Origin of the sequence: Gordonia liuliyuniae, from assembly GCF_021738805.1 — a bacterium.
Taxonomy (GTDB): domain Bacteria; phylum Actinomycetota; class Actinomycetes; order Mycobacteriales; family Mycobacteriaceae; genus Gordonia; species Gordonia liuliyuniae.
In genome coordinates, this window is the sequence record NZ_JAKKOR010000002.1 from 210,555 (window position 1) to 229,063 (window position 18,509).

Genomic DNA, 18,509 nt, shown 5'->3' on the forward strand with positions numbered 1-18,509 from the left:
TGTGAAGCCCTTCACATCCTAGTAGTTAAGCGCTAAGATGTTAGTAACAAAGATTTGGAGGACGTCACCATGGATCAGCCGATCGTGACGCTGAGGAAGCTTCGCTCAGTCGAGCTACGGACAACCGCTCCCGCAGAGTCGACCGACTTCTACACCGACGTGTGGGGGTTGGCGATGGTCGAGCGGGGGGACGAGGGGGCCTGGCTCCGTGGCACCGGCGACGAGCATCACGTTCTGCAGTTGACTGCAGCCGAGCAGAACGGTCTCGGTCGCATCACCTTCGCCGTCGCGACACCCGCCGACATCGACGAGGCGGCACGCCGCCTGGAACTGCGCGGCGTGCCGATCGTCGCGGGTCCCGGACCGACTGGTGAGATCTCCGCGGGGTACGGCGTCAGCTTCGTCGACCCCGAGGGCCGCGTCATCCAGTTACTTGCCGACGCGTACGCCGTCACCAGGATGTATCGCCAGGAAGCCGTCCCGGTGGGCGTAACTCATGTCGTGCTCAACACCGTCGACATCGACGCTGCTGTCGCCTTCTATCGCGACGTGCTCGGCATGCGGGTCTCCGATTGGTCCGAACACCAGATGGCGTTCATGCGTTGCAACTCGGACCACCACAGCATCGCCTTCAACCAGGCGGAGTGGACCGCGGTGAATCACGTCGCCTACGAGATGCCGTCGGTCGATCACTTCATGCGCGGCATCGGCAGGCTCCGTCACCACGGTGTCTCGCCCATGTGGGGGCCGGGCCGACATGGACCGGGTGACAACACCTTCTCCTACTTCTCGGACCCCGCCGGACTCGTGTGCGAGTACACCTCCGGTATCGCGCAGGTCGACGAGGATCGCTGGCTGTGCCGCGTCTGGCGCCGTGTGCCCGAACTGTCCGACACGTGGGGCACTGCCGGCGCACCGTCTGCTGAGGTCCGCGCACACATGGCGGGCGTCCCCGACGACGGCGCTTTCGGCACGCGGCCCGACTTGCGGGAACTCGCGCGACGGTGAGTGGAGGAGTCATGACTGAACTACATGTGATCGACGAGGGAGCCGGCCCCGCGGTGGTACTCCTCCACGGCATCGGCGGGAGCTCAAGAACCTTCGGCCCGCAGTTCGCGGAGCTCACCCAGGACATGCGACTGATCGCGTGGGATGCGCCCGGCTACGGCGAGTCCGCCGATGTCGACGAGCGTCTCACCATGGACGATTACGCCGACCAGCTCGCCGCGCTGATCGAGGCGCGTTGCGGCGACGGTGGCGCGCACGTACTCGGAATGTCGTGGGGCGGCGTCATCGCGACCCGTCTCGCGATTCGCCGGCCGGACCTGGTCCGAAGCCTGATCCTCGGCAGTTCGACGGTCGGTTCGGGTGCGAACCCCGCGGCCGCGGCGGCGATGAGGTCCCGCGCCGACGACGTTGCACGCGACATCGGCGCCTTCGTGGAGGACCGCGCCCGCCGGCTTCTCCCGGCCACCGCCGACGACGACGCCGTCACCGAGGTCGCGCGCGAGATGGCCGCAGTTATCCGCCCCGCCGGGTACCGGAGTGCCGCAGAGGCGATGGCCGCCACCGACCACACCGCGGACCTGACAGGAATCGACATCCCGACACTCGTGATTTCGGGCGATTGCGACGAGGTGACCGGGCACGCCGCGTCGCAGGCCCTCGCAGGCGGCATCCCCGGTGCCGTCTATGTCACGCTGCGCGGCGCGGGCCACCTCGCCAATCGCGACTGCTCGGACGCCTTCAACGCCTGGACCGGATCGTTCATCCAGATCGCCGAGCGTCTGCGCTCGCAGTAGAACCGACCACCGAACCCCGACCACCCAAAACCCCGACCACCGAAACAGGGAGAACCGACATGGATTACCAGACATCCGACCTCGCAGAGTTCACCGACTCGCTCATCCTGACTCGCGCAAGCCGCCATGAAGACTGGGACGCCCTCGGCTTCCAGGCCAAAGCGGGCGACCAGTTCAAGCGGGCGCAGATCCGATACGTCGGATCGGGCGCCACCGGCAATCACGAGGGCGACAAGCGCACCATCGCGTCGAACGGTTTCACATTCTCGAACATGCTGCTGCCCGCGGGCGCCGAAGGGCCCGAGCACACCCACCATGACGCCGAAGAGGCCTTCTTCGTCCTCGAAGGCGAGATCGAGGTCGGCGTGCACCGCGACGGCAAAGAGGAAAAGCGCACCCTCGGCTACCGCGATATGATCGTCGTGCCCGCAGGCGTCCCGCGCAGCCTCCGGAACGCCACCGGCGAACCGGCGCTCTTCTGCGTCATCATCGGTGCGCAGAAGCCGCAGGTGCCAACGTATCCCGAAACCTCCGTCATGCACGGCGTCACGCGGGACTGATCAGATGACGCATCTGCAGGACCGGACGGTGCTCGTCACCGGCGGGGGCCGCGGTCTCGGACTCGCGATCGCCGAGCACGCCGGACACGCTGGAGCCCGTGTGTGGATCGCCGACATCCGCGAGGACTGGGGCGCCGCCGCCGTCGACGCGCTCGACGCCGCGGGGGTGCGTGCATCGTTCTGCCCTGTAGATGTGCGGTCGGAGGACTCCGTTGCCGCGATGGCGTCTGTGGTCACCGCGGACGGTCCGGTGTTCGGCCTGGTCAACAGTGCCGCGCTGGCCGATGGCGTCGGCGGCAAGGCCGTGCACGAACTAGCCGTCTCCGAATGGGACCGCGTCATGGAGGTGAACCTGCGCGGCACGTTCCTCGTCAGCCGAGCCCTCACGCCACAGATGATCGGCGTCGGCGGGGGACGGATCATCAACATCGGGTCGGACGCCGCGCTCTATGGCTCCAAGAACCTGTGCCACTACATTTCGTCCAAGGGCGGAGTCTCGGCACTCACTCGCGCTATGGCCCGTGACCTGGGTGAACACGCGATCACTGTCAACACAGTCTCGCCCGGCCTCACCGAATCGGAGTCGGCGGAGCAGGTACCGGAACACCGGCACGAACTGTATCGCCGCAACCGTCCGCTCACGCGGACTCAGCAGCCTGCCGACCTCGTCGGCGCCGTCAGCTTCCTGCTCGGCGACGCCGCGTCGTACATCACCGGCCAGGAACTCGTCGTCGACGGCGGCTTCGTCTTCCACTAGAAGGGTCTGATCACATGGATCTCCAGCTCGCCGACCGGGCCTACCTTGTCACCGGCGGAAGCTCGGGCGTCGGCCTGGCGACCGTGCGGACACTCCTCGCTGAGGGGGCGCGCATCGTGACCTGCGCTCGCGACGGCAGTCGTCTCGCCGACGTCGTCGCTGCGGCCGCACCCGACGCCGCGGACCGCGTCGTCACCTGCGGGGCGGACGTCCGTAACCCCGACGACGTGAACGCGGTCGTCGCGGCGGCCGTCGACCGTTTCGGAAGACTCGACGGACTGGTCAACAACGCGGGCGGATCGCGGATGGCTCCGCGGTCGCAAACCACGCTCGACGACTGGCGAGACGAACTCGACCTCAAGTTCTCAAGCGTTCTGAACACCGTCGACGCGGCGCTCCCACACCTGCGACACGCGGACGCCGCGGCCATCGTCAACGTGAACGCGGTCCTCGCACGCCAGCCCGAGACCCGCCTCGTCGCGACCAGCGCCGCCCGCGCTGGACTGCTCAACCTCAGCAAGTCGCTGTCGGCGGAGCTCGCACCCGATATTCGCGTGAACTCCGTTGCACTCGGCCTGATCGACACCGGGCAGTGGCGCCGCCGCTACGACGAGTCGGGCCAGAGCAAGTCGTTCGCCGACTGGGAGGCGGAGATCGCCGACGATCGCGGCGTTGTCCTCGGCCGTTTCGGGCGGGCGGACGAGGTCGCGGACATGATCGTCATGCTGCTCTCGCCGCGCGCGTCGTACGTGACCGGTTCCTGCCTCGACGTGTGCGGCGGCGTCGCCCGTTACGTCTGATCACTCATTCATCCCTGGAGGCACCATGACCACCACCCCAACCACCGGAGGCGACCTGCTCGTTCAGGTACTCCGCGAAGCAGGCGTCGACACCGTGTTCGGCATCGTGAGCGTGCACAACCTGCCGCTCGTCGAAGCGGTCGCTGCGCAGTTGCGCTTCGTTCCTGTCCGGCACGAGGCAAGTGCAGTCAGCGCCGCTGACGGGTACGCCCGGGCGACCGGCGGCCTCGGATGCGCCCTGACGAGCACCGGAACAGGCGCAGGCAATGCAGCAGGATCGCTCATCGAGTCCCTCAGCGCGGGCACATCGGTTCTGCACGTGACCGGCCAGGTCCAGCTGCAGTACCTGGGGTCCGGTCGCGGCTTCATCCACGAGACGAAGGATCAGCTCGGCATGCTTACCGCAGTGTCGTCGTATGCCGCGACGATCACCGATGCGGGCGATGCCGGAAAGATCCTGCGCGACGGGGTGCGACGCGCACTCGCCTCACCGGGTGGCCCGGTGTCGATCGAATGGCCGATCGACCTGCAGTACATCGAACAGGGCCTCGCGCCATTTCCAGCCGCTGAGCGTGAGTCGGCGTCGCCGATCGGCACCGCTGATCTGGCGCAGGTTCGCGCGGCGATCGAGCAGTCCAGCCGCCCGGTGATCTGGGCCGGCGGCGGCGCAACTGGCACTGGGCCAGCGCTGACCAGGCTCGTCCAGACCTGGGGTGTGCCTCTGCTGACCAGCAACTCAGGTCGCGGCGCCGTCGACGAGGCGCATCCGCTGTGCATCGGCAACTACGGTGCGACGCCGGGCGGCCGTGAACTCCTTGCCGACGCCGACCTCCTGATATCGCTCGGCACCCATTTCCGCAGCAACGAGACCGGCGACTACTCGATCCCGGTTCCCGCCCGCCACATCCAGGTGGATCTCGATCCGGCAGCGCCGGGCCGGGTGTTCCCCTGCACGACCGCGATCGTCGCTGATGTAGCGGCGGTCGTCGGCGGCATCCTTCAGACGGTCTCGCTCGACGGCCTCGTCGACCCGGAGTGGACGGCTCGTGCCACTACGACTCGCGACCAGGTCCGGAGCCGTCAGCGCGACGGTCTAGGCGATCACGCGCTCCTGTGTGACGCAGTCCGTGATGCGCTGCCCTCCGAGTCCGTCGTCGCTCGCGACGTGACGATCGCCTCCAGTTCGTGGGGCAACCGGCTCCTGCCGATCAGCGACCCGCGGACCAATGTGTTCCCGCGCGGCGGTGGCATCGGACAGGGGCTCGGCATGGCGATAGGCGCCGCGCTCGCCGACGAGACCCGACCGACGCTGGCGATGGTCGGCGACGGCGGTCTGGCCGTGCACTTCGGCGAGATACTGACCGTGGCTCAGGAGCAGCCGTGGCTCGTCGTCTTGGTGTTCAACGACAAGGGCTACGGCGTGCTGCGAAACATGCAGGCGGCGACCGGCCCGACCTACGCGGTGGACCTCGCGACGCCAGACTTCGCTGCCCTGTCGGCGTCAATCAGCCTCGAATACATGCGAATCGGTTCTGCGTCCGACGCTGAAAGCGTGATGCGCGACGCCGTATCCCGCCGCAAGCCGGTGATCGTCGAAGTGGATCTGGTGGAGTTCGGGCCGATGCCTGCGCCGTTCACTCCGCCGGTCACGGTACCGAGCATGAAGCAGGAGTGAAGACATGAATCTCGATACCGGAACGTTCGACCTGGTCGTTCGCACCATGCGCTGGGAGGCAGACGGGGTGGTGTCGGTGCATCTGGAGGACCCAGACGGCGCCGCGCTCCCGGAGTGGAGTCCGGGATCGCACATCGACGTGCACCTCGGCAGGGGAATCGTCCGGCAGTACTCGTTGTGCGGCGACCAGGAGGACAAGACCGTATACCGGATCGGCGTCCTCCGGGATCCCGCGACCCGCGGCGGATCCCGCTATGTGCACGAATCGCTACGACCAGGGCACCTCGTACCGGTCAGCGTGCCGCGCAACAACTTCGAACTCCTTGGCGCACCGAACTACGTGTTCGTCGCCGGCGGAATCGGCGTCACCCCGATGCTGCCGATGATTGCCGAGGCGCACCGCTCGGGCGCCGACTGGGAATTGCACTACGGCGGTCGCAGCCGAGAGACGATGGCGTTCGTCGACGAGCTCAGCGCATACGGCGACCGGGTTCGCATCGTCAGCGAGGACCGCGAGGGCGTTCTCGACCTGGACGCTCTGCTGTCCGTGCCGCGAGCACAGACCCTGGTGTACACGTGCGGCCCGGAGGGGCTGCTGTCCGCCGTCGAACAGCGCGGCACCGCCTGGGACGACGAGACCGTTCGCCTCGAGCGTTTCAAGCCGAAGTCTCGGGCCGAGGACGACGAACCCGGCGCCGACTCCGCGATCACGGTGCGCTGCGATGCGTCGGGCGTGACCGTCGAGGTCGCTCCCGACGCCCCGATCCTCGATGTCCTCGAATCCGCGGGTGTCGACGTGCCGAGTTCATGCCGTGAAGGCATGTGCGGCAGCTGCGAGACCAGAGTTCTCCGCGGCGTCCCGGACCATCGGGACTATGTCCTCTCCAGCTCGGAACAGGAATCAGGCGAAACCATGATGATCTGCGTTTCGCGCGCACAGACCGATGAATTGGTACTCGACCTCTAGGAGGAACACGATGAGTCTGTACCTGGTGCCGCATCAGGCACGAAAATTCGAACCGACCCCGTACGAGCGGAAGCTCGCAGGCGCGATCGAGGAGGTGTTCGGGGATGGTGGACACACGCTTGAGGCCCTCATCGAAGGCCTCAACGAGAACGGCTTCCACGGCCCAGACGGCAAGCCGTGGTCTCAGGACTCGTTCACGGCCGAGATGGCACGAATGGGAGAACAGTGATGGCACGCGTACACAGCCCGGGCCCGCTGTCCGCAGACGACATCTTCGCCACTGGCATGCGTGATCAGTGGCATGCGGTGTGTCCGTCCGACTGGGTGGAGCGCGGGGCGATCAAGCGCCTCGAACGACTCGGTGAGCAGTGGGTGGTCTACCGGCAGTCCGACGGACGAGTCCGCATCCTCGCCGACCGGTGCCCACACCGCGGTGCGCCGCTCTCGCAGGGCATGCACCTCGGTGATCGGATCGCCTGCCAATATCACGGCGTTCAGGTGGACGGTGACGGAACGGTCTTGTCGGTGCCGGGCATGCCGGGCTGCAACTTGGAGGGGAAGAAGCTGGTCCGCAGCCTTCCCACGCAAGAGGTCGGCGGCGCGATCCTCGCCTGGTTCGGCACCGATCCCGACGCTGAGCCCGCACCTCTGCAGTTGCCGGACCCGCTCGTCGACGAAGGTGTCTCGGCGTTTCTCTGCTACGCGGAGTGGAACGCTCCGTGGCGGTTCGCGGTCGAGAACCTACTTGACCCGATGCACGGCGCGTTCTTGCACCACGAGTCGCATTCGATGGCCGGCGGCGCGACGTCGGCTCGCTTCCGTATCCGGGAGACCGATCGCGGATTCTTCTTCGAGAAGACCGACCAGCGCGGCATGAACTTCGACTGGGTGGAGCTCTGCCGCACCGGCGCCGACTGGGTAGATCTCGAGATCCCGTACCCGGCGACCGCCGGCCCGGGCGGGCCGTTCGGCATCGTCGGCATGGCGACCCCCATCGGCGCGACGTCGTGCGCGGTGTTCTTTTGGAGGTACCGACGCGTCTCCGGCTGGGAGCGCGATGTGTGGCGTTTTCTGTACCGCACCAACCTGGAGGAGCGGCATTGGGCGGTTCTCGAGCAGGACCGGGTCATGCTCGAGGCGATGGCGTACGACGCAGACCAGGCGGAGAACCTCTATCAGCACGACCTGGGCGTCATCCGTCTCCGACGGATGTACCGCGCGCAGGCCGAGGAGCAGGCGACGGCGTTGGCCGACGCCTGACGCGAGGGATGAGAAGAACGGCCGGTGCGGGATCGCGCCGGCCGTCCTTCTCGTCCGTCGTGACGGTTCAGCGTCGTGACGGTCCAGCGGGATTACGCCGAGTCCTTCTCCATATCGGGCGCGGCGGAGTCGCTCATGGAGGCGCTCAGCTTGCGGAGCAGGTCCGCGAGCTGCGATTGCTCGTCGGGGGGCAAGCCCGCCAGGAGGCGCTGTTCGTTTGCGAAGTGTGCCTCGGCGGCCTCGTCGATGAGACGCATTCCTGAGGTGGTGAGGCACGCGTACACCACACGTCGGTCTTCGGGGTCTCGTTTGCGTTCGACGAACCCGGCCTTCTCGAGCCGGTCGACGCGGAGGGTGACCCCGCCGGTCGTAACGAGTGTCGTCTTGGCGAGCTGCCCCGACGTCATGCGATAGGGGGCACCGGACCGGCGGAGTGCGGCGAGGACGTCGAATGAGGCCATGTTGAGGTCGTATTCGGCGAACAGGTTAGACAGCGACGACTGGTACTGCAGATAGGCCCGGTGCAGCCGCCCGAAGACTTCGAGCGCCGAGACGTCTAGGCCTGGCCTCTCCGAACGCCATTGGCGAACTGCGTCGTCGACGCCGTCCGACGCGGCGATGTGGTCGGTCACGACGTGTCCTCCTCCCTGTCCGTAGGTTGCGGCTCGCGCCGATCAACGCTGGTGATCCCCCAGGTACGCGATCGCATCGATCTCCACCGTGGCCCCGTAGGGGAGACCGCTCACTTCGAGGAAGGTACGCGCCGGTCGCGGCGCGGTGAATCGACGCTCGAACTGGCGGTTCGCCTCTTCGCGGAGGGACAGATCAGTCACGTAGTAGGTAAGTTTTACCACGTCGTCGATGGCAGCCCCGGCGGTCGCGAGACGATCGACCATGCGGTCGATCGCGGCGTCGAGTGCCTCGTCGCGGCCAGGGACCGGCCGGTAGTCGTGATCGACGGACAGTGCTCCCGACACGTAGACATGGTCGCCCGCGCTGTACGCGGGGCTGTACGGGTGCTGCGGTGATGTGGTGACGGACATACGACTACGGCCTCCTGGGTTCGATGTTCCGTCATTTAGTTTAGTGCTTAATTATTAAGTCGCAAGGGGGGTCGTCCTGGAGTTCGTTGAGTCTAGACGCGGTTCAGGAAAGTGTGCCCGAACCGAATGGTCACGTGGACGGCTCAGTTCAGTACGTCTCGAAACGACTTCGCGGCCGTGGCCAGTGTGGGGAGGCTGCCGCGCTGAGCTAGCTAGCCCAATTCGCGCTTGAGCACCTTGCCGGAGGGGTTGCGGGGGAATACATCGACGAACTCGATTGAGCGGGGGAGTTTGAAGTTCGCGAGGTGTTCACGGGCGTAAGCCAGCACGTCGTCGACGGTCACGGTCGCGTTGGCCGCGACGGTGACGAACGCCTTCCCGACCTCGCCCATCCGCTCGTCTGGTACGCCGATCACCGCGACCTCGGTGACACCGTCGACACGCGCGAGGACCTGTTCGACCTCGGCCGGGTAGACGTTGAATCCGCCGCTGATGTACATGTCCTTGAGCCGGTCGGTGATCGTCAGATTGCCGCGGTCATCGAGAGTGCCGACATCTCCGGTGTGCAGCCACCCGTCGGCGTCGATCGTCGCGGCCGTCGCCTCGGGATCGTCGAGGTAGCCGCGCATCACCATCGCGCCACGCGCCAAGACCTCGCCCTGGTCAGACAGCTTCACTTCCATACCTTCGTAGGCACGTCCGCAGGTCGTGGCGACAGTCACCGCGTCGTCGTCGGCGCGGCAGGTCGTGACGAATCCGCTCGTCTCGGTCTGCCCGTACGCGGTCAGCACCGTCTCGACCCCGAGATCGGATTGAATGCGTTCGATCAGCACCACGGGGACGATCGTCGCGCCGGTCACCACGAGCCGCAGGCTCGACAGGTCGTAGTCGGGGCGAGCCGGATCGTCGAGCACCGTCTGGAAGATCGTCGGTGCACCGGGGAACACCGTCACCTTCTCGGCGTTGATCAAACGCATCGCCTCGGTGGGGGAGTAGACGGCGAGCGGAATCATCGTGACGCCGAACAGCAGGCACGGCAGGATCCCCGCCTTGTAACCGAACGTGTGGAAGTACGGATTCACCATCAGGTAGCGGTCGGTGTCGGACAGTCGTCCGTTCGACGCCCAGGCGTGCGACCCGGCCAGCGTGTGGCGGTGCTCAGCCAGCACGCCCTTCGGCGAACCCGTGGTTCCGGAGGTGAACAGGATGTCTGACAAATCGTCTTCGGCGACGGCGTCCGCCCGCTGCCGCGCGAGCACGATCGCGTCGTCGGAGACGTCGAGAAAGTGATCCCAGGCGATGGTGTCCGGCGCGTCGACGGGTGACTCCAACGGGATGCCGACCACCGTCCGTCCCTCCGCGACTGGCGAGGCCGACACCTCGGCGAGCCGATCGATCCCGGCGAACCCGCCCGACGCGACGACGACCGTTGCCCCCGACCGCTCGATGATGTCCGATGCCTCGCTGACCGTGTATCGCGTGTTGAGCGGCACGAGGACGGCGCCCGCGTAATGAGTGCCGAGTGCGGCTACCGGCCAGTGGTGGCTGTTTGGTGCCCATACGGCTACTCGGTCGCCCGGTTCGACGCCCACGTCGACCAGGCCCGCGGCGAACTTCCGCACCTGATCGCCGAGCTCGCTCCAGGTGAGACGCACGGGCTGCGCCCACTGCTCGTCGACCACGGCGACTCGATCGGGCCAGAGCTCTTCGGCGCGGTGCATGGCGGCGGGGGTGGTCATCGGGGACGGAAGCATGATCAAAACCTAGCAAATGCTTGCTAGGTTAAGCTAGGTCTCATGACGACGATCAATCTCGCCGATCGGGCAGTCGACCTCGGCGAATGGGCGGCCCGCACGACCGATGCGGACCGACTGTTCGAAGAGTCGGTGCGCGACTGGCTCGCCGACAACCTCGTCGGAGACTTCGCGAATCTGCGGGGTCGCGGCGGACCCGGCAGCGAACACGAGTTCTTCGCCGAGCGACTCGAATGGGACCGGCATCTCGCCGCTGCCGGGTGGACGTGTCTCGGCTGGCCCGTCGAACACGGCGGTCGCGGCGCCACGATCGGGCAGCGCATCATCTTTCACCGCGAGTATGCCCGAGCAGGTGCGCCCGCGCGCGTGAACCACCTCGGCGAAGAACTCCTGGGCCCGACGCTCATCGAATACGGCACACCCGAACAGCAGCGACGATTCCTTCCACATATCGTCGACGTGACCGAACTCTGGGCGCAGGGCTACTCCGAGCCAGGTGCCGGAAGCGACCTCGCGGGCGTCGCCACGTCGGCCGTCCTCGACGACGACCGCTGGGTGATCAACGGTCAGAAGATCTGGACGTCGCTCGCTCACCTGTCGCAGTGGTGCTTCGTCATCGCGCGCACCGAGAAGGGGTCGACCAGGCACAAGGGCCTCAGCTTTCTGCTCGTCCCTCTCGACGCCGACGGCGTGACGATCCGTCCGATCCAGCAGATCACCGGAACGTCCGAGTTCAACGAGGTGTTTTTCGACGACGCGAAAACATCCGCGGATCTCATCGTCGGCGAGCCGGGTGACGGGTGGAGAGTCGCGATGGGGCTGCTGCAGTTCGAGCGCGGCGTCTCGACGCTGGGACAGCAGGTCGGGTTCCGTCGTGAACTCGACGACTTGATCGACTTGGCCAAGCACAACCGCGCGATCGACAACCCGGAGATCGCGTCGCGGCTCCGTCGAGCGACAGTCGGCCTGACTGTCATGGAGGCGAACGCGCGCCGCACGCTCTCCGGTGACATCGTCTCCGAAGCGGGAGCCGCGTCGGTCACGAAACTCCTGTGGGGCAACTGGCACCGCGACCTCGGTGAGCTCGCGGTGGCTGTCGCGGGCGCGCCGTCGCTCATCGGTCCGGCCGCGACCACCGAAGGTCGCGCCAACGACATTGCCGACCCCGAACACGTGGAACTCGACGAACAACAGCGCCTTCTGCTGTTCAGTCGCGCCGACACGATCTACGGCGGCTCCAACGAAGTGCAACGCAACATCATCGCCGAGCGAGTCCTCGGCCTACCCCGAGAGGCCCGCGCATGAACTCCCCCGTCACCCCCTCGCCGCTGGCGACCCCGCCCAATGAGGTCGCCGGCCACGACCTGCTGAAGGGCAAGAAGGTCGTCGTGACCGCGGCAGCGGGCACCGGCATCGGCTTCGCCACCGCCCGTCGCGCACTGCTCGAAGGTGCGGACGTCCTCGTCTCTGACTTCCACGAGCGACGCCTCGGCGAGACCGTCGAGAAGTTGGGCGCCGAGTTCGGTGCGGAACGCGTCGTCTCGCACGTCTGCGACGTGTCGAGCACCGCGCAGGTCGACGCGCTGATCGCGGCGGCAGCCGACCGTCTCGGACACATCGACGTCCTGGTCAACAATGCGGGGCTTGGCGGCGAGACGCCGGTCGCCGACATGACCGACGAACAGTGGGATCGCGTCGTCGACATCACGCTGACCAGCACGTTCCGTTCCACTCGCGCCGCGCTGCGATACTTCCGCGACGCGGCGCACGGCGGGATCATCGTCAACAACGCCTCGGTCCTCGGCTGGCGTGCCCAGCGCGGGCAGGCCCACTACGCCGCAGCCAAGGCCGGTGTCATGGCACTCACCCGTTGCTCCGCCGTCGAAGCCGCCGACTACGGCGTCCGCATCAACGCGGTCGCGCCGTCGATCGCCAAGCACCCGTTTCTGGCGAAGGTCACCTCAGACGAACTGCTCGACGAGCTCGCTTCGCGCGAAGCGTACGGCCGGGCCGCCGAAGTGTGGGAGATCGCCGCGACCATCGCGATGCTCGCCAGCGACTACACCACTTACCTGACCGGCGAGATCGTCTCGATCTCCAGCCAGCGCGCCTGACCCGCGCATTCACGAAGGAGTCACACCATGACCGCACCTCAGGCATACGTCGTCGACGCCGTCCGCACGCCGGTCGGCAAGCGCGGGGGGTCCCTCGCCGCGATTCACCCCGCCGATCTCGGCGCACATGTGATCCGCGCGATCATTGACCGCACCGGCATCGCCCCCGAGGTCGTCGACGACGTGATCTTCGGCTGCGTCGACACCGTCGGACCTCAGGCTGGCAACGTCGCGCGGACGGCGTGGCTCACCGCGGGTATGCCGCTCGGTGTCCCCGGGACCACCGTCGACCGGCAGTGCGGGTCGAGTCAGCAAGCGATCCACTTCGCGGCGCAGGCCGTGATGAGCGGGACGCAGGACGTCGTGCTCGCAGGCGGACTTCAGAACATGAGCGCCATCCCGATCAGCCAGGCGATGATCGCGGGCCAGCCGCTCGGCTTCACCACCCCCACTGCGGAGTCGCCGGGCTGGACCAAGCGGTTCGGCGGCGCCGAGATCAGCCAGTTCGTCGGAGCCGACATGATGGCCAAGCGGTGGGACATCAGCCGCACCGATATGGAGGCGTGGGCCCTGCAGAGCCACGAACGCGCCCGCGCGGCGATCGCCGCGGGACGCTTCGACAACGAGTATGTCCCGTTGGGCGACTGTGTCGTCGACGAGTGTCCGCGCGAGACGTCGCTGGAGAAGATGGCTTCGCTGCAGGTGCTCGCCGAAGGTTCCGAGTTGACCGCTGCCGTGGCCTCGCAGATCTGTGACGGTGCGTCGGCGACGCTCGTCGTCTCGGAGGACGCGCTCGCTCGATACGGACTCACTCCGCGTGCTCGCATCCACCACATGTCGGTGCGCGGCGACGACCCGGTAATGATGCTGTCCGCACCGATTCCCGCGACGAAGCACGCGCTGGAGAAGACCGGCATGACCATCGATGACATCGACGTCGTCGAGATCAACGAGGCGTTCGCGCCGGTCGTTCTCGCCTGGCTTAAGGAGACTGGAGCCGACCCGGCCCGCGTCAACGTCAACGGCGGCGGTATCGCGCTGGGGCATCCGCTGGGCGCCACCGGGGCCAAACTGTTCGCGACCCTGCTCAACGAACTCGAACGCACCGGTGGGCGTTATGGCTTGCAGACCATGTGCGAGGGCGGCGGCACCGCCAACGTGACGATCATCGAACGTCTCGGCTGACTGGACAGCAGGACCTCAGACGTCACCCACACGAGACCCCCACGCTGCGGGCGAGCACCGGAAGGTGCTCGCCCGCAGTGCATTTCCTCACTCCGTCGCAATGGTGACCTACCTCCTCAAATCGATTATGTGTGACATTGACAACACAATTAACCAGTGTAACTATTATCAGAGACACGTATTCGATGAGAGGAGCGGGCAATGGGCAGGTTGGACGGCAAGGTCGCATTCATCACCGGGGCCGCACGCGGACAGGGCCGCAGTCATGCGATCCGGCTGGCGCAGGAAGGCGCCGACATCATCGCGCTCGATGTCTGTGCGCCGATCCCGAGCGTGGAGCGGTTCTACCCCGGAGCCTCCGACGACGACATGGCCGAGACGATCGACAAGGTCAAGCAGTTCGGGGGTCGCATCGTGTCGGCGACAGCAGACGTGCGCGACTTCGACGCGGTGGCGAGAGTCGTCGCCGACGGAGTCACCGACTTCGGTGGAATCGACATCGTCAGCGCCAACGCGGGCATCTTCGTCTTCGGCGACCCGTCCCACCTCGTCAGTGAGAACGACTGGGACGACGTCCTCGACATCAACCTCAAAGGCGTCTGGCATACCTGCAAAGCCGTGACACCCGCCATGATCGACGCGGGCAAGGGCGGGTCGATCATCCTCACCAGCTCGACGGCCGGTATCAAGGGCACGCCGAACGTCGCGCCGTACACGGCGAGCAAACACGCTGTCGTGGGACTCATGAAGACGCTCGCGCTCGAACTGGCCCCCCACTCGATTCGAGTCAACACCATCCATCCGACCGGCGTGGCCACCGACATGATCCTCAACGAAGCGACGTTCAAGTTGTTCCTGCCAGATGAGGAGCACCCAACCACAGAGCAAGCGGCACCGGTGTTCACCACGACCAATGCGCTGCCGATCCCGTGGGTCGAAGCCGACGACATCAGCAATGCGCTGCTGTTCCTGGCGTCGGACGAGGCTCGGTACGTCACCGGCAACGAGCTCAAAGTCGACGCAGGCTACTGCATCAAGTGACGGGGGAGAACCGACAGATGACGGGGCTTATCGAATGACAGAACTCCTCGAACAATTCGACGCGGTCGACGGTGAAGCGGTCGCCTCCGAGTGGGCGGCGCGCTTCTCCGAGGCGGTCCATACGGGCGCGGGCGCGGCAGGCCTGTTCAGCGAGGACGCGTGGTGGCGTGATCTGCTGGCGTTCACCGGCGACCTACACAGCAGGCAGGGGTCCGCCGCATTGGCCGCACAGGCCCTCAGTGCACGCGGCGTGCTTCGTGGCGCCGTGCAGGTAGCGGCCCCGCCGGGGTCTATCGCAGTGCTGCCGGGCGACCGCGGCCTCGTGACCGCGTTCCTCGCGTTCGATACCGTCGACGGCCGCGGCCAGGGCCTGGTCCGGTTGGTTGAGGCAGAGGGCAGATGGCGCGCGGTGTCGCTCTTCACCACGCTCGAAGAACTCCGCGACCTGCCGTTCGCGGCCGGGGCCGCCAGGCCGGACGGCAACTCGGTCGACGGTCGGACGTGGCACGCACGACGCGCGGCGGAACGCGACCTGGCCGACGGAGAACCGGACGTACTCATCGTCGGAGCGGGGCACAGCGGTCTCGGGCTTGCCGCCTATCTGCGTGCGATGGGTCTGCGGCCGCTGCTCGTCGACCAGAATCAGCGGGTCGGCGACAACTGGCGCAGACGATACGACTCGCTCGTCCTGCACGACCCGGTTCACTACGACGAACTGCCGTTCTTTCCGTATCCGCAGACATGGCCGGTGTTCGCGCCCAAAGAGAAGGTGGGTGACTGGCTCGAGCTGTACGCATCGGCGATGGAACTCGACGTCTGGTGTTCCACGACGGTCGCCGGCGCTGATCGAGTCGGCGATCGCTGGCGGGTCACGGTGCGCCGTGCCGACGCCGGCGGGGTCGAGACCACGCGGACGGTGTCGCCCGCGCATATCGTCCTCGCGACCGGTGTCAGCGGGACCGTGCCGCAGACGCCGCATGTGCAGGGCGAGTTCGACGGACCTGTCACCCACTCGAGCGGCTATCGGGGCGGCGGTTACGGAGGCAAGCAGGTTGTGGTGGTCGGCACCGGCAACAGCGGACACGACGTCGCTCAGGATCTCGTGGAGCACGGTGACCGAGTGACGCTCATCCAGCGCGGGCCAACCTATGTGGTCAGTGCGGGTGCAGTCAGCGAGGTCATGATGGGCGCCGCGTATTCGGACGACTCTCCGCCGACCTCGATCTCCGACTATCTCGGCGCGTCGTCACCTCATCTGTCCGCGGTTTCGACGGCGGGTCTACAGGCGGCGACGGCAGCAATGGCGGAGTACGACGCCGACCTGCGCCGCGACCTCGCCGCCGCGGGCTTTGCGCTCTCGTCCGGCGAAGACGGGACGGGATCCATGCGCCTGTTCCTCGGACGTGGTGGCGGTTACTACATCGACGTCGGATGCAGCCGGTACATCGCCGACGGCACCATCGCAGTCCGATCGGGCGTGTCAGTCGCTGGCTACGACGGTTCCGACGTCGTGCTGTCGGACGGTTCACACGTCACCGCGGACGCCGTGGTGCTCGCGACCGGCTTCGGCGGCATGGAGAACACGGCGCGCGCGATCTTCGGCGACGACCTCGCCGACCGCTGTGGGTCGGTCTGGGGTCTCGACGACGAGGGCGAGGTGCGTGGCGTGTGGCGTCGCACAGCGCAGCCCGGATTCTGGTTCACCGGTGGCAATCTCGGCTTCGCACGCATGTACAACCGCTATCTCGCGCTGGCTATCGGCCAGGACCATCTCACGACCCAAACCTAGAAGGGCAACGACATGACAATCGACGAGCTTCTGCAGATAGAGGAAATTCGGCAGCTCCGGATCGGCTACTCGAACTACTTCGACGGGCACGACGTCGCGGGCTTGACGACGCTGTTCTGCGAAGACGCGGTGTGCGAATTCCCGGAAGAGTACGGCGGTGACTGGATCGGCCGCGACACCATCATCGCGAACTTCACCCGTGAACTCGACCGGTTGGGCGAGCCGTACGACACGATGCACGTCGTCACCAACCCGTGGATCACGCTGACCGGATCAGACAGCGCGCACGGCCGCTGCTACCTCATCGATCTGCTGACCAGACAGAAGGCGGGCAGCGGTCACTGCACCACCACAGGTGGCCACGCGAACCCCCTGTACTACCTCGGCATGTACGAGGACGACTATCGGAAAGAGGGCGGGGTGTGGAAGTTCGCACGCATCAAGCTCCCGTTCTTCTGGCCGGACCGGACGTTCGAGTCGGTCAAGCATCCGGATTGACCGCACGAGGTCGACAGGTGTCCGCGTCAGCGGCTGGCACAGAACTGCGCTGTCGTCGAATGGGTTCGACCGGGTAGAGCCGCGCGCTGGGTGATGCGCGGGTGGCTGATGTGACACACGGTGATTCCAGTTGAGAAGGGGTGCTCGAAACGGCTCTGAGAAGTCAGGTCAGGCCCGGTTTTCGGGCTGTTGATCCTCGTCAGGTGGTGGGTCGCCCGTTGGCATGATTCTGCCGGATTTATAACGGTTCGATCACTTGATCCAGTGACCCGGGATGCTCCGTTCGAACTACTGGTTATGGTCCGAATGAACCACAGAAGCGACATGGCGCCAGGTACCGACGCGACGACGCAGCGTGGCTCGTCCCACCCCACGACGAAAGGCAACCTCATGGCTGATATCCCAGATATCTCCGGCATCAACGACCTGATGAAGACCATCAACGCTCTGCTCGGCGACATCGGTTCGACCAGCGAAGGCGGCAGCCAGTTCGGCTGACGGCGGCACCTCGGGCCGCGGCGCACACTGCGCCGCGGCCCGTTCCCCGTCTGAAGCAACCCCGTCTGAAGCACGCGACGCACCGCGAAGGAGCCGCCATGACGTCGAAGTCGTCTACCACATCGGCTCGTGGGTTGACCCGCGACGACTTGTCGGCGGCCGCGGTCGTCCTCGGCGACGGCCTCGCCGAGATGTCGGTCTACGAGTGGGTCCTCGGTGAGCACGTCGACGATCGCACAGCGCGGTCCGGACTCGCGCGCGTGCTCCTGAGACCGTTGATCGCGGCCGGTCACGTAGTCGGCGTCGACGGCGAACCCGGGCTGCTCGGACTTCTCGTCTGGTACCCGACCGCGGTCGACGCGACCTCGCCCGGTACGGGCGCGGGCGTACATCCTGACGACCTCGAGTTCCTGACCTCGCATCCCGAGGTCGCGCGACGGCTCCTCGAATTCTGGAACAGGCCGGCCTTGCCCTCGCCTGAGCCGGGCGCGGTCAGCATGCCGCTGGCCGCCGTGATCCCCGAAGCACGAAGCAGCGGTGTGATCCGAGCGCTCGTGCGCACCGTCGAAGACTTCTGCATCGTCAACGGGACCCGCTTCTACGTGTGGACCGGCCTCGAACGGCTCCGCGACCTCTATGTGAACGGCTGGGGCGTGACCGAGTTCGCAACCGTCGAGTTCGACGAACAGACCACGCTCTACGGCCTCACCTCCGAGCGTCCGCCGCCCGTCAGCAGTACCTGACCGACCCCGCCCTGCAGTCCACC

19 protein-coding genes are annotated in these 18,509 nt (G+C 66.5%); 16 read left to right on the forward strand and 3 right to left on the reverse strand.

Translation table 11 applies throughout. From position 1 onward, the window contains the following. Positions 1–69: 69 nt before the first annotated feature. From L5G33_RS03850 to L5G33_RS03890, 9 genes are read left to right on the forward strand one after another with little or no spacing between them, the layout of a single operon-like run. On the forward strand, positions 70–1,008 hold the full coding sequence (locus L5G33_RS03850) for a VOC family protein (protein WP_236996829.1): 939 nt from the start codon (positions 70–72) through the stop codon (positions 1,006–1,008). Between the two features lie 11 nt (positions 1,009–1,019). After that, complete coding sequence (locus tag L5G33_RS03855) at positions 1,020–1,802, forward strand: alpha/beta fold hydrolase (protein ID WP_236996830.1); 783 nt, start codon at positions 1,020–1,022, stop codon at positions 1,800–1,802. Positions 1,803–1,861: 59 nt separating this feature from the next. Next, positions 1,862–2,362 carry a cupin domain-containing protein gene (locus tag L5G33_RS03860; RefSeq protein ID WP_236996831.1) on the forward strand — a complete coding sequence of 167 codons (501 nt, stop codon included), beginning with the start codon at positions 1,862–1,864 and terminating at the stop codon, positions 2,360–2,362. 4 nt (positions 2,363–2,366) lie between these two features. After that, positions 2,367–3,119 carry an SDR family oxidoreductase gene (locus L5G33_RS03865; protein ID WP_236996832.1) on the forward strand — a complete coding sequence of 251 codons (753 nt, stop codon included), beginning with the start codon at positions 2,367–2,369 and terminating at the stop codon, positions 3,117–3,119. A 14-nt stretch (positions 3,120–3,133) separates the two neighbouring features. Next, positions 3,134–3,919, forward strand: coding sequence for an SDR family oxidoreductase (locus L5G33_RS03870; RefSeq protein WP_236996833.1), 786 nt, complete (start codon positions 3,134–3,136; stop codon positions 3,917–3,919). Between the two features lie 25 nt (positions 3,920–3,944). Next, on the forward strand, positions 3,945–5,594 hold the full coding sequence (locus L5G33_RS03875; protein WP_236996834.1) for a thiamine pyrophosphate-binding protein: 1,650 nt from the start codon (positions 3,945–3,947) through the stop codon (positions 5,592–5,594). A gap of 4 nt (positions 5,595–5,598) precedes the next feature. Continuing rightward, a complete protein-coding gene (locus L5G33_RS03880) occupies positions 5,599–6,561 on the forward strand; it encodes a PDR/VanB family oxidoreductase (RefSeq protein WP_236996835.1) in 963 nt (320 codons plus the stop codon). A 10-nt stretch (positions 6,562–6,571) separates the two neighbouring features. Continuing rightward, entirely contained in the window at positions 6,572–6,790 is a 219-nt protein-coding gene (locus L5G33_RS03885; RefSeq protein WP_236996836.1) for a recombinase-like helix-turn-helix domain-containing protein, read from the forward strand. Then, positions 6,790–7,821: a Rieske 2Fe-2S domain-containing protein gene (locus L5G33_RS03890; RefSeq protein ID WP_265742464.1), complete on the forward strand. Its 1,032-nt coding sequence runs from the start codon at positions 6,790–6,792 to the stop codon at positions 7,819–7,821. The genes L5G33_RS03885 and L5G33_RS03890 overlap by 1 nt, the downstream gene beginning before the upstream one ends. Before the next feature lie 92 nt (positions 7,822–7,913). Here the strand turns inward: L5G33_RS03890 and L5G33_RS03895 are convergent, their stop codons facing one another. The 3 genes from L5G33_RS03895 to L5G33_RS03905 form a co-directional block, all read right to left on the reverse strand. Next, positions 7,914–8,453 carry a MarR family winged helix-turn-helix transcriptional regulator gene (locus L5G33_RS03895; RefSeq protein ID WP_236996838.1) on the reverse strand — a complete coding sequence of 180 codons (540 nt, stop codon included), beginning with the start codon at positions 8,451–8,453 and terminating at the stop codon, positions 7,914–7,916. 42 nt (positions 8,454–8,495) lie between these two features. Further along, positions 8,496–8,864: a RidA family protein gene (locus L5G33_RS03900; protein ID WP_236996839.1), complete on the reverse strand. Its 369-nt coding sequence runs from the start codon at positions 8,862–8,864 to the stop codon at positions 8,496–8,498. Between the two features lie 212 nt (positions 8,865–9,076). Next, positions 9,077–10,618, reverse strand: a complete 1,542-nt coding sequence (locus L5G33_RS03905) for a FadD3 family acyl-CoA ligase (protein WP_236996840.1) — start codon at positions 10,616–10,618, stop codon at positions 9,077–9,079. Between the two features lie 42 nt (positions 10,619–10,660). On the opposite strand from L5G33_RS03905, the gene L5G33_RS03910 reads away from it, so the two are divergent. The 7 genes from L5G33_RS03910 to L5G33_RS03940 all read left to right on the forward strand — a co-directional run bounded on the left by L5G33_RS03910 (position 10,661) and on the right by L5G33_RS03940 (position 18,486). Next, positions 10,661–11,923: an acyl-CoA dehydrogenase family protein gene (locus tag L5G33_RS03910; protein WP_236996841.1), complete on the forward strand. Its 1,263-nt coding sequence runs from the start codon at positions 10,661–10,663 to the stop codon at positions 11,921–11,923. Beyond that, on the forward strand, positions 11,920–12,732 hold the full coding sequence (locus L5G33_RS03915; RefSeq protein ID WP_236996842.1) for an SDR family oxidoreductase: 813 nt from the start codon (positions 11,920–11,922) through the stop codon (positions 12,730–12,732). Before L5G33_RS03910 ends, L5G33_RS03915 begins: the two co-directional genes overlap by 4 nt. 27 nt (positions 12,733–12,759) lie before the next feature. Next, positions 12,760–13,917 carry an acetyl-CoA C-acetyltransferase gene (locus L5G33_RS03920; protein WP_236996843.1) on the forward strand — a complete coding sequence of 386 codons (1,158 nt, stop codon included), beginning with the start codon at positions 12,760–12,762 and terminating at the stop codon, positions 13,915–13,917. 201 nt (positions 13,918–14,118) lie between these two features. Continuing rightward, positions 14,119–14,958: a mycofactocin-coupled SDR family oxidoreductase gene (locus L5G33_RS03925; RefSeq protein ID WP_236996844.1), complete on the forward strand. Its 840-nt coding sequence runs from the start codon at positions 14,119–14,121 to the stop codon at positions 14,956–14,958. 34 nt (positions 14,959–14,992) lie between these two features. Further along, positions 14,993–16,747: a flavin-containing monooxygenase gene (locus L5G33_RS03930; RefSeq protein WP_236996845.1), complete on the forward strand. Its 1,755-nt coding sequence runs from the start codon at positions 14,993–14,995 to the stop codon at positions 16,745–16,747. Positions 16,748–16,759: 12 nt separating this feature from the next. After that, positions 16,760–17,245 carry a nuclear transport factor 2 family protein gene (locus tag L5G33_RS03935; RefSeq protein WP_236996846.1) on the forward strand — a complete coding sequence of 162 codons (486 nt, stop codon included), beginning with the start codon at positions 16,760–16,762 and terminating at the stop codon, positions 17,243–17,245. 596 nt (positions 17,246–17,841) lie between these two features. Then, positions 17,842–18,486: a hypothetical protein gene (locus tag L5G33_RS03940; protein ID WP_236996847.1), complete on the forward strand. Its 645-nt coding sequence runs from the start codon at positions 17,842–17,844 to the stop codon at positions 18,484–18,486. Positions 18,487–18,509: the final 23 nt, after the last annotated feature.

Coding starts and splice junctions, on each gene's coding strand:
- L5G33_RS03850 (WP_236996829.1), top strand. CDS start 70: ATGGATCAGCCGATCGTGACGCTGAGGAAGCTTCGCTCAGTCGAGCTA.
- L5G33_RS03855 (WP_236996830.1), top strand. CDS start 1,020: ATGACTGAACTACATGTGATCGACGAGGGAGCCGGCCCCGCGGTGGTA.
- L5G33_RS03860 (WP_236996831.1), top strand. CDS start 1,862: ATGGATTACCAGACATCCGACCTCGCAGAGTTCACCGACTCGCTCATC.
- L5G33_RS03865 (WP_236996832.1), top strand. CDS start 2,367: ATGACGCATCTGCAGGACCGGACGGTGCTCGTCACCGGCGGGGGCCGC.
- L5G33_RS03870 (WP_236996833.1), top strand. CDS start 3,134: ATGGATCTCCAGCTCGCCGACCGGGCCTACCTTGTCACCGGCGGAAGC.
- L5G33_RS03875 (WP_236996834.1), top strand. CDS start 3,945: ATGACCACCACCCCAACCACCGGAGGCGACCTGCTCGTTCAGGTACTC.
- L5G33_RS03880 (WP_236996835.1), top strand. CDS start 5,599: ATGAATCTCGATACCGGAACGTTCGACCTGGTCGTTCGCACCATGCGC.
- L5G33_RS03885 (WP_236996836.1), top strand. CDS start 6,572: ATGAGTCTGTACCTGGTGCCGCATCAGGCACGAAAATTCGAACCGACC.
- L5G33_RS03890 (WP_265742464.1), top strand. CDS start 6,790: ATGGCACGCGTACACAGCCCGGGCCCGCTGTCCGCAGACGACATCTTC.
- L5G33_RS03900 (WP_236996839.1), bottom strand. CDS start 8,864: ATGTCCGTCACCACATCACCGCAGCACCCGTACAGCCCCGCGTACAGC.
- L5G33_RS03905 (WP_236996840.1), bottom strand. CDS start 10,618: ATGCTTCCGTCCCCGATGACCACCCCCGCCGCCATGCACCGCGCCGAA.
- L5G33_RS03910 (WP_236996841.1), top strand. CDS start 10,661: ATGACGACGATCAATCTCGCCGATCGGGCAGTCGACCTCGGCGAATGG.
- L5G33_RS03915 (WP_236996842.1), top strand. CDS start 11,920: ATGAACTCCCCCGTCACCCCCTCGCCGCTGGCGACCCCGCCCAATGAG.
- L5G33_RS03920 (WP_236996843.1), top strand. CDS start 12,760: ATGACCGCACCTCAGGCATACGTCGTCGACGCCGTCCGCACGCCGGTC.
- L5G33_RS03925 (WP_236996844.1), top strand. CDS start 14,119: ATGGGCAGGTTGGACGGCAAGGTCGCATTCATCACCGGGGCCGCACGC.
- L5G33_RS03930 (WP_236996845.1), top strand. CDS start 14,993: ATGACAGAACTCCTCGAACAATTCGACGCGGTCGACGGTGAAGCGGTC.
- L5G33_RS03935 (WP_236996846.1), top strand. CDS start 16,760: ATGACAATCGACGAGCTTCTGCAGATAGAGGAAATTCGGCAGCTCCGG.
- L5G33_RS03940 (WP_236996847.1), top strand. CDS start 17,842: ATGACGTCGAAGTCGTCTACCACATCGGCTCGTGGGTTGACCCGCGAC.